Annotated in this window: 18 protein-coding genes and 2 tRNA genes; 1 reads left to right on the top strand and 19 read right to left on the bottom strand. The window is 41.0% G+C overall.

Features of this window, described 5'->3' with window-relative positions:
* Positions 1 to 73: 73 nt before the first annotated feature.
* The 17 genes from copZ to AB5754_RS11915 form a co-directional block, all read right to left on the bottom strand.
* The gene (gene copZ / locus AB5754_RS11995) at positions 74 to 283 is read right to left on the bottom strand and encodes a copper chaperone CopZ (RefSeq protein ID WP_311832832.1); all 210 of its coding nucleotides are present in this window, start codon (positions 281 to 283) and stop codon (positions 74 to 76) included.
* Positions 284 to 308: 25 nt separating this feature from the next.
* Positions 309 to 758, bottom strand: coding sequence for a CopY/TcrY family copper transport repressor (locus AB5754_RS11990; protein WP_368252284.1), 450 nt, complete (start codon positions 756 to 758; stop codon positions 309 to 311).
* Positions 759 to 883: 125 nt separating this feature from the next.
* Positions 884 to 1,870 carry an aldose epimerase family protein gene (locus AB5754_RS11985; protein WP_368252283.1) on the bottom strand — a complete coding sequence of 329 codons (987 nt, stop codon included), beginning with the start codon at positions 1,868 to 1,870 and terminating at the stop codon, positions 884 to 886.
* 121 nt (positions 1,871 to 1,991) lie between these two features.
* A tRNA-Gln gene (locus tag AB5754_RS11980) sits at positions 1,992 to 2,063 on the bottom strand.
* Between the two features lie 6 nt (positions 2,064 to 2,069).
* Positions 2,070 to 2,153 (bottom strand) — tRNA-Tyr (locus tag AB5754_RS11975).
* 102 nt (positions 2,154 to 2,255) lie between these two features.
* On the bottom strand, positions 2,256 to 2,489 hold the full coding sequence (locus AB5754_RS11970; protein WP_368252273.1) for a DUF2969 domain-containing protein: 234 nt from the start codon (positions 2,487 to 2,489) through the stop codon (positions 2,256 to 2,258).
* A gap of 184 nt (positions 2,490 to 2,673) precedes the next feature.
* Positions 2,674 to 3,324 (bottom strand): CBS domain-containing protein, encoded by a 651-nt coding sequence (locus AB5754_RS11965; RefSeq protein WP_368252272.1) that lies wholly within the window; start codon positions 3,322 to 3,324, stop codon positions 2,674 to 2,676.
* Between the two features lie 3 nt (positions 3,325 to 3,327).
* Positions 3,328 to 4,026 (bottom strand): ABC transporter ATP-binding protein, encoded by a 699-nt coding sequence (locus AB5754_RS11960; protein WP_368252271.1) that lies wholly within the window; start codon positions 4,024 to 4,026, stop codon positions 3,328 to 3,330.
* Positions 4,026 to 4,802 (bottom strand): ABC transporter ATP-binding protein, encoded by a 777-nt coding sequence (locus AB5754_RS11955; protein WP_311832826.1) that lies wholly within the window; start codon positions 4,800 to 4,802, stop codon positions 4,026 to 4,028. The genes AB5754_RS11960 and AB5754_RS11955 overlap by 1 nt, the downstream gene beginning before the upstream one ends.
* Complete coding sequence (locus AB5754_RS11950; RefSeq protein WP_368252270.1) at positions 4,783 to 5,760, bottom strand: branched-chain amino acid ABC transporter permease; 978 nt, start codon at positions 5,758 to 5,760, stop codon at positions 4,783 to 4,785. Before AB5754_RS11950 ends, AB5754_RS11955 begins: the two co-directional genes overlap by 20 nt.
* A 9-nt stretch (positions 5,761 to 5,769) precedes the next feature.
* The gene (locus AB5754_RS11945; RefSeq protein ID WP_311832824.1) at positions 5,770 to 6,651 is read right to left on the bottom strand and encodes a branched-chain amino acid ABC transporter permease; all 882 of its coding nucleotides are present in this window, start codon (positions 6,649 to 6,651) and stop codon (positions 5,770 to 5,772) included.
* 100 nt (positions 6,652 to 6,751) lie between these two features.
* On the bottom strand, positions 6,752 to 7,927 hold the full coding sequence (locus AB5754_RS11940) for an ABC transporter substrate-binding protein (RefSeq protein ID WP_368252269.1): 1,176 nt from the start codon (positions 7,925 to 7,927) through the stop codon (positions 6,752 to 6,754).
* 273 nt (positions 7,928 to 8,200) lie between these two features.
* Positions 8,201 to 8,686, bottom strand: a complete 486-nt coding sequence (locus tag AB5754_RS11935; protein ID WP_368252268.1) for a GNAT family N-acetyltransferase — start codon at positions 8,684 to 8,686, stop codon at positions 8,201 to 8,203.
* Complete coding sequence (gene yidD, locus AB5754_RS11930) at positions 8,683 to 8,967, bottom strand: membrane protein insertion efficiency factor YidD (protein WP_311832821.1); 285 nt, start codon at positions 8,965 to 8,967, stop codon at positions 8,683 to 8,685. The genes AB5754_RS11935 and yidD overlap by 4 nt, the downstream gene beginning before the upstream one ends.
* 116 nt (positions 8,968 to 9,083) lie before the next feature.
* Complete coding sequence (locus tag AB5754_RS11925) at positions 9,084 to 9,260, bottom strand: DNA-directed RNA polymerase subunit beta (RefSeq protein ID WP_311832820.1); 177 nt, start codon at positions 9,258 to 9,260, stop codon at positions 9,084 to 9,086.
* 69 nt (positions 9,261 to 9,329) lie between these two features.
* Positions 9,330 to 10,625: a UDP-N-acetylglucosamine 1-carboxyvinyltransferase gene (gene murA, locus AB5754_RS11920; RefSeq protein WP_311832819.1), complete on the bottom strand. Its 1,296-nt coding sequence runs from the start codon at positions 10,623 to 10,625 to the stop codon at positions 9,330 to 9,332.
* 102 nt (positions 10,626 to 10,727) lie between these two features.
* On the bottom strand, positions 10,728 to 10,961 hold the full coding sequence (locus tag AB5754_RS11915) for a DUF1146 family protein (protein WP_311832818.1): 234 nt from the start codon (positions 10,959 to 10,961) through the stop codon (positions 10,728 to 10,730).
* Positions 10,962 to 11,417: 456 nt separating this feature from the next.
* Here AB5754_RS11915 and AB5754_RS11910 point away from each other — a divergent pair, with 456 nt between their 5' ends.
* Positions 11,418 to 12,113: a phosphoribosylaminoimidazolesuccinocarboxamide synthase gene (locus AB5754_RS11910; RefSeq protein ID WP_368252267.1), complete on the top strand. Its 696-nt coding sequence runs from the start codon at positions 11,418 to 11,420 to the stop codon at positions 12,111 to 12,113.
* A gap of 100 nt (positions 12,114 to 12,213) precedes the next feature.
* Here AB5754_RS11910 and AB5754_RS11905 read toward each other — a convergent pair whose 3' ends face one another.
* Entirely contained in the window at positions 12,214 to 12,639 is a 426-nt protein-coding gene (locus tag AB5754_RS11905; RefSeq protein ID WP_311832816.1) for a F0F1 ATP synthase subunit epsilon, read from the bottom strand.
* Between the two features lie 13 nt (positions 12,640 to 12,652).
* A partial coding sequence (gene atpD / locus AB5754_RS11900) for a F0F1 ATP synthase subunit beta (RefSeq protein WP_368259615.1) occupies positions 12,653 to 13,475 on the bottom strand: 823 nt, incomplete at its 5' end.

Raw genomic sequence — 13,475 nt, 5'->3', positions numbered from 1 at the left:
GAGCAGAACAGTTGGCACAGGTCATGCCGGTAATGACAAAACTTTGAGTTTGGGAATTGGTCATCTCACTCATTTAGCTCACCTTTGTTGGATAGCCTGCTGTTGTCACAGTTTCCGCAATTTTATCCGCTGTCACTTGGGCTTCGTCATATTTCACTACCCCATTATTTTTCTTTAGATTAATTTTGACTTTTTGAATACCAGGTAATTCCTTAATACTTGCTTCTACCTTGGCAACGCAGTGGTTGCAGCTCATACCTTCGATTGCAAAAGTTTGTTTCATGATTCATTCCTCCATTAAATAAATTTTAGTTTTGATGTTCTTTGCACTCACACTGACCGGGAATACAGTTGCAAGCAATGTGAGGGGTCGCCACTTTATCCATGAGTGTCTGTTGAATCAAAGCAATATCTGTTGCTGTTAATTCAGCATCTTGAATTAAATCTGCAATGGTTGCCCCCATTTTTTTAGCACAAACATGGGAAAAGAGATTTTCCGTAGCACTTTGAATGGTCTCTTCTTCACTGACTGCCGGAAAATAACGAAATTTCTTTCCCACCGTTTCTGTAGTGATTGCATTTTTTTTCACTAAGCGACCGAGGAGCGTCTTCACCGTGGCTAATTTCCAATTCATGCTAGCACCTAAAATACCAGTGATTTCCTGAGCATCGGCATAACCTAATGTCCATAAAACGCGCATCACTTCCCACTCAGAATCACTGATTTTCATTTGTGTCTCAGCGCTGGTTGCTTCCATATCCTTTCCTCCTTTGTTTACACATGTAATCATCGCTACATTTAAAGTTTACATTTGTAATCAATGACTGTCAAGAAAAAAGACAGAACTTCTCAAAAAAGTTCTGTCTCAAGACTTAAATTTTATTAATAGGACAGTTTAAAACTACTTTCTGCAAAATAAGGCTTTTCTGGAGTCAATGTAATGGAACCAAATTCAGGGTAGCTTTCCGTTCCAGGAATTTTTTGTGGTTCAATGGCCACTGCACCATGAAAGGCCATCTTACCACCATTCATGACATCGCCAACTTCTGCTTTTCCGGTAGTATAAATCACAATAGCAGGTTCAGTTGTAGTTAACGCGAGGCTAACTTTTTTATCTGGTGACGTTAATACCAAAGCGCAATCCTGATCTTTATCCAAGACAAAAGGATCATCGAGCATGGTGTCACCAATTGCTTTAGGGCTAAAGAAATCAAATTTTGTTCCAGCAACAGGTAAAATCTGTCCAGTGGTAGTTACGTCATCTTGCGTTTCTGCTACCTGACTGGCATGAACTTCTAAAATATGTTCATCAATCGAATTTTCTGGGCTACCGGTTAAGTTGTAATAGCCATGATTGGTAGGGTTGAATAACGTAGCTTGGTCGGTAGTTGCTTTAAAGCCAAATTTGTATTCATCATTATCCGTTAACGTATAAATTGCTTCAACTTTCAAATTTCCCGGAAAACCAGCATCGCCATCTTTACTTTCTAGAGTAAAGATTACTCCTGCTTTCTCTCCTTCTTCAAATGTCTCAGCACTCCAGTTTCTTTTATCAAAGCCAAGAAAGCCACCATGCAGTGTGTTGCCTTTTTGATTGGCCTCTGTTTGATACGTTTTGCCATTCAGCTCAAAAACTGCCTTAGCAATCCGTCCGGCTACTGGTCCAATACTGGCGTTGTAATAAGCATTTTTATGGGCTTCAATTGTATCAAAGCCGACTAAAACATTTCTACTCCCTTCTGCTAGGGGCAAATTCAATTCCAATCCCCTTGCTCCAAAGGGTGACAGTAAAAGCGTGACGCCCTTTTTATTTTTAACTTCAAAAAAATCACCATATTGCTCGTTATGCATTTGTTTAACAGTTGCCATGGTTACCATCCTTTATCATTTTGTATGTGTTTTCATTCAAGAATAGTATACGTTTTGTTACAGGCCACGTCAAAGTATTTTAGACGACAAAAAAACGAGAGCAGATTTGCTCTCGTTAGAACTGGGGTAGCTGGATTCGAACCAACGCATGAGGGAGTCAAAGTCCCTTGCCTTACCGCTTGGCTATACCCCAATGAAATGGTGGAGGAGAGTGGATTCGAACCACTGAACCCGAAGGAACGGATTTACAGTCCGTCGCGTTTAGCCTCTTCGCTACTCCTCCAACTTAGTCGAAGCTCTCTCGACCCGACTTCATTATCATACAAAAAATCGTTTTTGATTGCAAGTGGAAATTTCAATTTTTTTACAAAAAAAGTATTTTTTCTTAATCATGTAAATTATGTTGCAATAAAATCGCTTCAATCGCTAAAGCCACTGACTTATAAGAACCTAAATCTTCTTCTCCTAAAAAAGCTTCGTGTTCCTTTGCTCCTAAGGTCATAACTTCACCCACTATTTTTTTGCCAATGAACAACTGGTTAATAACATAGTCGGTACCTTTAATCTTGCGTGTCGTTTCTTCTATCCGCACTTCAATGTCTTTATTTTTTTTGGACACAGTATTACCTCCTGCTAAATTCATTCAACCAGGCAAGATTTGCCCCTTTGATTTCGCTAACTAGCTTACCACAGCCTAGCTAAAAAAGCACGAGGAACTCTTTTATTGAAGGAAAAATTCTTGTGTTCTTTTGCCATACCCCGAAATTTTTTAGGCAAAAAAAAGAGGGCCTTCCCTCTTTTTCTTACCGATTAGGATTGGTTAAAGCAACGGATATAACCAAATAACCAGCATCACTTAATACTTTTTGAATTTTTTCCGTATTGCGAGACTCCAATTGCAATTCCACATTGGTCACCAGTTCCATACGGTTAACCACTACCGTAGCGATGCTCAAATCATTATCCGCCAACACTCGTCCAATTTCTGCTAAGATGCCTTGATGATCATTGGTGATCTGCAAAGCCACTCGCGTTCCCCCGTTATTGTACCCAGTAATCTTCAAAAAGGAGTCGAAAATATCATTATTGGTAATAATTCCCACTAACCGCTCCTCTTCCATTACCGGCAAAACAGCTATGTTGTTTTGACGCATCTTATAAATCGCATCTTCTAACAGTGCGTCTGCATCAATAGTTAGCACATTTTTTTCCATCACGTCTGCCACAGTGGTCTTGTTTAGCAAATAATTCATTTCATAAACACTAAGGCTGGTAGCTTTCGAAGGCATTGCTGCGCCGATAATGCCTTCTGTAATCAAGCCTACTAGCTTTTCATGGTGAAGTACTGGCAAGCGGTGAATATCATTTTGTTTCATTAGATCAATGGCATCAAAAATCGGGGTCTCCGGTTTGACCACAATTAAATTTTTCCTCATAAAATCCCGTACACTCATGATTCATCCTCCTAAGTAGGCTTTTTTGACTTCTTCGGAATCCAACAGCTCAGCTCCAGTTCCAGACAAGACGATTTTTCCCGTTTCCAAAACATATCCTCTGTGGGCCACGGATAAAGCCATTTTGGCATTTTGTTCAATCAATAACACCGTAGTTCCTTGGGCGTTGATTTCTTGAATAATTGAAAAAATTTCCTTAATAAAAATCGGAGCCAAGCCCATGGACGGCTCGTCTAACAATAAAAGTTTTGGCTTAGACATCAACGCCCGCCCCATAGCCAACATTTGCTGTTCTCCACCGGAAAGCGTGGCAGCATCTTGATTTTTTCGCTCTTTTAAAACCGGAAATTTCTTAAAGACCTGCTCATAATCGGCTTTGAATTCTCCTTTGCGCAAGTAAGCCCCCATCTCCAAATTTTCCATAACAGACAGGCCGGGAAATACATGACGTCCTTCTGGAACTTGTGATAGGCCACTGGCTACAATTTTTTGGGGTGCTGTCTTAGTGATATCCTGATCTTCAAAGAGAATTTGTCCTTGCTTTGGTCGAATTAACCCGGAAATCGTCCGTAAAATAGTAGTCTTCCCGGCACCGTTCGCACCGATTAAAGAAACAATTTCTCCAGGTTTCACAGCAAAACTCACGCCATGGACGGCTTGAATCATGCCATAGGAGACGGCTAAGTTGTCAATTTTTAACATTACATATCCCCTCCTAAATAAGCTTCGATTACCCGGGGATTATTTTTGATTTCTTCCGGGGTTCCTTGGGCAATCAATTGGCCATATTCCAGAACATAGATACGCTGACAAACATCCATCACCAAACTCATATCGTGTTCAATCAATAGAATTGTCAGCTGAAAATCTTTTTGAACTTTACGAATCAAGGCGGTTAATTCCGCAGTTTCCTGGGGATTCATCCCCGCAGCCGGCTCATCTAAAAACAGCAGTTGGGGTTCTGTAGCCAAAGCTCGTACGATTTCCAGACGGCGTTGTTCTCCGTAAGGTAAGTTTTTAGCTAAAGTAGTTTCTTTTTCACTTAGTCCGAAAATCTGTAAGAGTTCTCTGGCTTTTTGCGCTAACTCTGCTTCGGCTTGATAAAACTTTGGCAAGCGAAACACGCTGGTAAAAAAGCCTTCTTTATGTTTTCCGTTCATCGCAATTAGGACATTCTCCATCACTGTAAGATCTTTAAAGAGACGAATGTTTTGAAAGGTTCGGCTAAGACCAACCTTCGCTACTTTATAAGGCTTCATGCCATTTAAACTCACCGGCTCACCTTGCTTATAAAAAGTTACTTCTCCTTGGGTAGGTTCGTAAACGCCTGTCAACAAGTTAAACAATGTCGTTTTCCCCGCACCATTGGGGCCGATTAAACCCACCAATTCATTGGTATCTAACTCCAAACTCACATGGGAAACGGCTGCCAGTCCGCCAAAATTCTTTGTAAGTTGATTAACGGTCAATAGTGGCATCTGAACCCGCTCCTTTCTTAGTGAATTTGTTCAAAAGATTCTTTACGGAAAATTCCCAAGTCCCTAACAAGCCGCTTGGTTTAAATATCATAATAATAATCAACGCTAAAGCGTAAATAATCATCCGCAAACTACCAGTATCTTGCAAGAAAGTATTCATCACCCCTAAGACGATGGCGGAAATTACCGCGCCTGTGGTAGAACCCATTCCCCCAAAGACCACGATGATTAAAATATCTACGGATTTCATAAAGCCGTAATCTCCTGGAAAGACAGATTGCTTATAGCCGGCAAATAAAGTCCCTGCCACACTTGCGGTCATTGCACCTACCACAAAGGCCATGACCTTGTATTTCGTCGTATTGACCCCCATGGATTCTGCGGCAATCTCATCTTCACGAACCGATAAAACCGCCCGCCCGGGACCACTGTGGATAAAATTCACCACAATCAATACGGTTAACACCGCAAAGGCAAAAACCATTTCCCAAGTGGTAAACTGAGGAATTCCAAAAATCCCCGCCGGACCATTGGTAATACCGTCTAAATTGACGATTAAAATACGGATAATTTCCGCCACTCCCAATGTGGCAATGGCTAAATAATCTCCTTTAAGGCGCAATGTAGGAATTCCCACCGCTAAAGCTAAAACACCTGAAACGATTGCTCCTACTACCATGCCTAGAAAAAAGCCACCGTACGTAGGATTGTTCATGGCAAAAATGGCACCTGCATAAGCACCAATGGCCATAAAACCAGCATGGCCTAAAGAAAACTGCCCAGAATAGCCGATAATCAAGTTTAAACCCACTGCAAGAATGATATTAATTCCAATATTGACTAATGCATTGTCAATAAACAAGTCAATCACACCTACATTGTAAAGGACTAAAATGGCACCATAGCTCACTAGGATTAAGGCTAGCCAGATGAGATTGTATTTTAAAACTTTTTTCATAAGGTTCACCTACACTTTCTCTTTGACATTTTTGCCAAGAATCCCCGACGGACGCACCAGCAAGATAATAATCAACACTAAATAGACGAGAGCGTCTTTAAAGTCTGAATAGCCTAAAGCCGTGGCAATGGTTTCAATTAACCCTATCACAAAGCCTCCCAAGGCAGCTCCCGGAATAATCCCAATACCACCTAAAACGGCAGCTACAAAGGATTTTAGCCCAGGGGCAACTCCCATCATTGGATCAATGGAATTGTAGTACAAACCGATTAGCATTCCCCCTGCAGCAGCTAACGCCGAACCTAATGCAAAAGTAAACGAAATCGTGCGGTTCACATTAATTCCCATTAACTGAGCTGCATCACTGTCCACGGAAACAGCTCGCATTGCTTTCCCCATTTTAGTTTTTTGTACCACTAACTGTAACAAGACCATGAGCGCCAATGAAACAAACAGAATGATCAATTGAATATTGCTCACTTGGATAATTCCAAGGTCAATCGTTTTTCGGGTAATTACTTGAGGAAAAGGCCGAGCATCCGATTTGAAGAAATAAGTCATCACATTTTGCAACAAATAACTAACCCCAATGGCCGTAATTAAAGCCGAAATTCGCGTAGCTTTTCGCAAAGGACGATAGGCTAAAAATTCAATTAACACGCCTAAGCCCGCACAGACTACCATGGCGATAATCATCGCTGGGAAAAAACCTACTTTCGGATAATTATTTAAAATAAAATAGCCAATAAAACTAGCAATCATGTAGACTTCGCCATGGGCAAAATTAATCAATTTGATAATGCCGTAAACCATAGTGTAACCCAACGCTAAAAGCGCGTAGATTGAGCCTAAGAACAAACCATTCACTAGCTGTTGAATAATCATTTCCATCTTGTCACTTCCATTCCTCCATACGTCTTTGGTAAACCTTTATAGTCCTAAGGCAGAAAGGAGGACCGCCACCAGGACGCTCCACCTTTGCCAACTTATTTTAAGGATTTACAACTTCAGCTGTTGTTTCCACACCTTCTTGCAATCCCAAGACCACGGCTGATTTTTCTGGGTTATGGTCTTTATCAATGGTCATTGTCCCGGTTACCCCTTCAAAATCCTTCAATTCCGATAAGCCCTTAGTAATCGCCTCAGAATCCGCAGAGCCTTGGTCTTCAATGGCTTGTTTAATCATATAAACTGCATCATAGGCCAAAGCGTTAAATGAAGATGGCTCTTTGTCATATTGTTCTTTGAAAGACTCGACAAAGGCAGTCACTTTTTCATTTGCATCTGTCTTCGTGGAGAAGTGAGAAGCATAGTAAATGTTATCCACATTTTCCTTACCGGCAATTTCTACATATTTAGGATCAGAGAAACCATCCGGGCCTAAAATTGGTACCTCAATGCCCATTTCCCGTGCTTGTTTGGTGATTAAGCCAGTTTCTTCATAATATCCAGGAAGATACAATACATCGAATTCCTTATCTTTAATTTTCGTCAAGACCGCTTGGAAATCTTTGTCTCCTTTCGTAAAGTTCTCTTCTGCTGTAATTTCCCCTTCATAGGCATCTTTAAAGGCAGTGGTCAATCCTTTAGCGTAGTCACTGGAATTATCCCCAAGAATCGCTGCCTTTTTAGCTTTTAAAGTATCCGTAGCGTAAACGGCTAACACTTTGCCTTGGAAACTATCTTGGAAACAAGTTCGAAAAGCATAGGGCTGAACATTATCGTTTTGGATTGTAATTGAATCATCCGTACCAGAAGGTGTTACTAAGGGTACTTTGAGTTTCGTCGCATTTGGTAGAGAGGATTTCACCGCCGCTGAAGTCGCAGGTCCAATCAAGGCCACCACTTTATCTTTTGTCGTTAAACTCGTGGTGACAGAAACAGCTTCTGTACTATCGGATTTATTGTCTTTCATAACGATTTCAATTTCTTTCCCATCGATTCCACCGGCTTCATTAATTTCCGCCACAGCCATTTCAATACCATCTTTTTCTTGATTACCATAGGCTGCTACAGCACCAGAGAGTTCCATATTGACCCCGATTTTGATGGTGTCTCCTGATTGTTGGTTGCCTCCAGCGGTATCTTCTGTGCTGGATCCTTTTGGTGCAGAACTACAAGCCGACAACAACAACAAGCCTGTAAACAATAGTGCCATTTTCTTCATAAAAACTCCCCCTTATTTCCCTCTGTTCTATCACTTAATAATTAGTAAAAAGCAATTCATTAATATATGGTTTTTAATATACTGAAACTTTCATGTTAAGTCAACTAAATATTCTGAAAATTTTATTTATTCAGAAGAAAATATTTCTACTAATCATCAACTCACTATTCTTTAAATATTTTATCATAATAAAACCAGATTAGGGAAATATTGCTACTTTTGAAGCAAAAAAAGACCAGGCCTATTATTAGACCTGACCCCTTCTTGTAGCGTTTAATTCATCTTGGGCTGATAAGCTAAAATCACTTGGTTTCGCAACTGTTTATCTCCTTCAAAAATCGGTTCTGGATAGTTTTTCACAAAATAGTCTTTCACAAAGTCAATTTGCCGAAAGCCCATCTTTTGATACAAAGACAAGGCAGGACTGGTTAAATCCCCCGTTTTGATCAAAATTTGTTTGTCCTCTTCTTGGTTCATAATTTCTTGCAAACAGCGTTGCAAGAGCACACGTCCAATCCCCTGATTTTGAAGCGCCGGTGTTACTGCTACATTTAAAATTTCCCACTCTGCTACCCGCTCTTCATAGACTAAAATCCCGACTATCCTTTCTGGAGCTTGCTTTTCATAAGCAATCAATACTCGGCTTTTTTCTAAATAGTCTTTGACCAATTCTTGATTAGGATCGGCATCTAAAAGTAAGGACCAGGGCAATCGTTCAGCTTCTTTTTGTGGATCGAGAAAAGCTGTCAGCCACTTCATGAATGCCCCTCCTTTTTAAACTGATAGTTAGGACGTTCTTTGTCTTGCGTATTGCGCTTTAAAGAAAACTGGCGCGGCACGTAATCAATGCCCCCTTTAACAAAGGGATGACAACGCAAAATACGAGCTGTCCCCATCATCGTACCCTTAAGCGCACCGTGGACTTCTATGGCTTGAACCATATAGTTAGAACAAGTTGGGTAATAACGACAACTTGGAGGAAATAAAGGGGAAATAAAGCGTTGATACCCGCGAACTAGCCCCAGTAAAATACCTTTCATAATTAAAAGCCTACCTTTTTTTATTCTGGACTTATCATAGCTTCTTTACTATATTCTGACAAGCCTGCTTATTTTGTTACAAAAAAACCGCTGACAAGGTTCATCAGCGGATCGTTTTATTTCATAAATTCCAAAATATGGGTCCATAAACCAGGATAGAAGACTTTTAGCGGCATACCGCCACCAATTCCACCGTAGCCAATCATGGTACCAAGAATAAACAATACCAATGCTAACAAAATCACCAGTAGGATTTTGACCAGCGTCGTTAAGATATAACGATTTAAACGCATAGCAAAACTTCCTTTCTTGCAAGACCTATGTAAAGAAGGTAGCTATTACACTACCTCCTGTCATTGAAATTAAGCAAAGGTTGCTTCTTTTTCTGGAGCAGTAACTGTATCAACTCGTTCTACTTTAGCACCTAAGGCTTGTAGTTTTTTATGGAATTGGTAATAACCGCGATCCAAATATTTCAAATTACGCACCCGGGTGATGCCTTCTGCCGTCAATCCTTCTAAGATTAAAGCCGCAGCTGCCCGCAAGTCAGTAGCGTATACTAAGGCACCTTGTAATGAATGGCCCCCTTCGATAATGGCAACATTGCCATCGATTTTCACATGGGCGTTCATCCGGCGCATTTCTTCTAAATGTTGGAAACGATTTTCAAAGACCGTTTCAGTAACTACGCTTGTTCCTTTGGCCAACATTTGAATAGCTGTCATTTGCGCTTGCATATCAGTAGGGAAACCTGGATGAGGCATCGTTTTCACATCGGTTGGTTTCAATGTTTTGGGACCAATTACCCGAAGACCCTTTTCTTCATTAGTAATAGTAGCACCCATTTCTGTTAATTTAGAAATCAAAGGACGATTGTGTTCACTAATGGCATCAAGAATCAAAACATCTCCTTGGGTCATCGCCGCAGCCACCATAAAAGTACCTGCTTCAATCCGGTCTTGGACAATGGAGTGTTGTACAGAATGAAGGTGTTCGACTCCTTCAATTCGCATCGTTTCAGTCCCAGCACCGTAAACTTTAGCTCCCATCTTGTTCAAGATATTAGCTAAGTCAACAATTTCCGGTTCCCGAGCGACGTTTTCAATAATGGTAGTCCCTGTCGCTTTCACAGCTGCCATCATAATGTTTTGCGTTGCACCCACACTTGGGAAGTCCAAATAAATCGTGGACCCTTTTAGTTCATCGGCAATCGCTTCAATATAACCGTCTTTTTGATTAATAGTAGCGCCAAGTGCCGCAAAACCTTTCAAGTGCAAGTCAATTGGTCGTTTGCCAATGGCACAGCCTCCTGGCATCGCCACTTTTGCATGACCATTTCTCGCCAATAATGGCCCCATTACCACGATGGAAGCCCGCATTTGACTAACCAATTCATAAGGTGCTTCTACTTTTAAATCCCGAGAAGCATCGATAACTACTTCATTTTTTTCTTGATCAAAGTCAACGTCAACATTTAATTGACGGATTACTTCATTCATCGTCAGCACGTCAGACAAAATTGGCACATTGCTTAATTTTGTAACGCCTTCTTCAGCCAGTAGTGTAGCAGCTAAGATCGGTAGGACGGCATTTTTTGCCCCTTCAATCTTGACTTCTCCTTTTAATTGATTCCCACCGTGAACGATGATCTCTTCCATAAAATTCCCTCCAGAAATATGTTGAACCTAGGTCCAAGCTTGCATCAATCTCATACTTTTTACTATCATTAATAACTAATTGCAGTAATTTTGCCTGTTTGTTTATTGAAATGAATAAAACAGATTCCGACACAACGCGATGACTTCCAGAAAGAATGAGCTTGTCTGATAGCCTAAAACAATTGCCAAAAACATCATCACTAAACGAACCTGTGTGTTGTTCAACGAGCGAAAAAGAGTGTCCAAACGCACTGAGCGCAAGCCCCAAAAAGCCAAATAAATAAATGCTAAATGACTAATGATTCTAACCAGTGCATCGATGCCATAAAATTGCATAACAACCCTTCTTTCAAAAAACTCGACGGGTCAATAATACCACAAATAAAGAGGAAAGAAAAATTACTTTTCTCCCAAGACTTTCTAAAGTTTTTTTAAAGTCATTGCCCACATTGTACCTTATTTCGTCCCTTTTTTAAAATAATTATGCTTATTTATTGAAATTTTTTGCTTCTTATTTATTCAGTAAAACTTCCACTAATGCCTTTCTTATCAAGATGTATTGGCTTTCAAAAAACAAGCAAATTTATCCTTTTCTTTAGCATCTTCTGTTGAAAGTTTCTCTTTGTTTCCTTTTTCTTAACAATTCTCCAAATAAAACCGGCGTTTCCTAAAATAAAATACCTGCCTTTTCTCGTATTCTTCGTGAAAATCTCCTTATTTTTATCGACAGCAAGAAAAACCCGTGTTATATTCGTTAAAAACATTGATAAACACGAATAAAGGAGTGCTACAATGAAAACATTGTACGATGGTAAGACAAAAACAGTCTTAAAAGAGGTGGAAAATGATCAAGTTTGGCTGCTTTTCAAAGACAGTGCCACAGGCGAAGCAGGCGTCTTTGATCCTGGTTCCAACACTGTGGGCGGTAGCGTTTTAGGGAAAGGTAAAAAAGGTTTGCAAGTCTCTCAATACTATTTTGAATTAATGCAAGCAAACGGTGTTCCTACCCACTATCTCAGTGCAGACTTAGAAAAAGGACTGATGCAAGTTCGCCAGTTAACTGTACCGCCATTGGAATTTGTGTTACGTTATGAAACTGCCGGCAGTATGTGCCGTCGTTTTGATTTACCGGAGCAAATTCCCTTTGAGCCAGTCTATACTGAAGTGACTTTAAAATCTGATGAACAAGGAGATCCTTTAATCACTGACCGTCTTTGCCAAATGAAAGGACTCTTAAAACCTGGACAATATGACAAAGCCCTCGATATTTTAGAAAAAGTCGGTGCCGTTTTAAAGGCAGATCTAGCTAAAATGAACTTGAATTTAATTGACCTCAAAATCGAAATCGGCATTGATGAAGCAGGTAATATGTATGTAGTAGATGAAATCACCCCAGACATTTGGCGCGTACGGTCTACCGATGGCAACATTCCAAACCAAATTGATTGTACAGAGTTGATTTTAGATAAACTTACGAAAGCTTCCTAGAACAGCTACTATTCTGGCAAATTTTGCTAGATGCTAAAGGTAGTCAGTCCACATTAAAATAAGCCTCCGAAATCCCAAAAGGTTTCGGAGGCTTGTTTGTTTAACCATGTTTTGAAACGTTGATTCGGTTGATGGCCCGATGCAAAGCAACCGTTGCCCGACGCAATTGATCCACGTCTTCTTTTTCTTGAGCTGCTTCGATCATCTTTTCCGCCCGAATCTTGGCCCGTTCTGCACGACTTACGTCAATATCCCGTTCTCGTTCAGCACTATCGGCGATGATGGAAACCACGTCATCTCTGACTTCCATGATGCCTCCGTTAACTGCAATCCAGTCCACGTGAGTATCAGAGTCTAGTCGTTTCACCCGGACTTCATCAATCACCAAGGGCGCAATGATTGGTGCGTGGCGGGACATGATCCCAATTTCCCCGCTTGTTGTTTTCGCCACAACAATACGAGCATGGTGGTCATAAATTAAGCCATCAGGCGTCACCACGTTTACCGTTAAAACTCTCTCTTCCATGGGACACCTCTTTCTAGTATCCTAATTTTTTAGCCTTTTCCACAACGTCTTCGATTCGGCCAACACTTCGGAAAGCTTCTTCTGGCAGATCATCGTATTTCCCTGCTAGAATTTCAGCAAAACCTTTGACTGTTTCTTCTACTGGTACATAAGAACCAGGAAGGCCAGTAAATTGTTCCGCTACGTTGAAGTTTTGAGATAGGAAGAATTGAATCCGACGAGCGCGAGCCACAAGGACTTTTTCATCATCAGAAAGTTCATCCATCCCTAAGATGGCGATAATATCTTGCAATTCACGGTAGCGTTGTAAGGCATGTTGGACTTCAGTCGCTACCCGGTAGTGCTCTTCTCCCACGATTTCTGGTGCCAAGGCACTAGAAGAAGAAGCCAATGGATCCACCGCAGGATAAATCCCTTGTTCCGTTAATTTCCGTTCCAAGTTGGTAGTGGAGTCCAAATGGGCAAAAGCAGTTGCCGGCGCCGGGTCAGTATAGTCATCGGCTGGTACATAAATCGCTTGAATGGAAGTAATGGAACCCTTCTTAGTAGAAGTGATCCGTTCTTGCAATTGACCCATTTCTGTTGCCAAGGTTGGTTGGTAACCCACGGCGGATGGCATCCGACCTAAAAGGGCCGATACTTCAGAACCAGCTTGGGTAAAGCGGAAGATGTTATCAATAAACAAGAGCACATCTTGACCGGCTTCATCCCGGAAGTATTCTGCAAGGGTTAAACCAGTCAAGGCAACCCGCATCCGGGCACCTGGTGGCTCGTTCATTTGCCCAAAGACCATGGCAGTTTTTTCGATAACCCCTGATTCTTTCATTTCATAATAC

The organism is Enterococcus sp. 2201sp1_2201st1_C11_2201SCRN_220225 (genome assembly GCF_040925905.1).
GTDB classification, from domain to species: Bacteria; Bacillota; Bacilli; order Lactobacillales; family Enterococcaceae; genus Enterococcus_C; species Enterococcus_C asini_A.
Note: the sequence above shows the minus strand (reverse complement) of the source record. Positions and strands in the feature narration are given on the sequence as shown.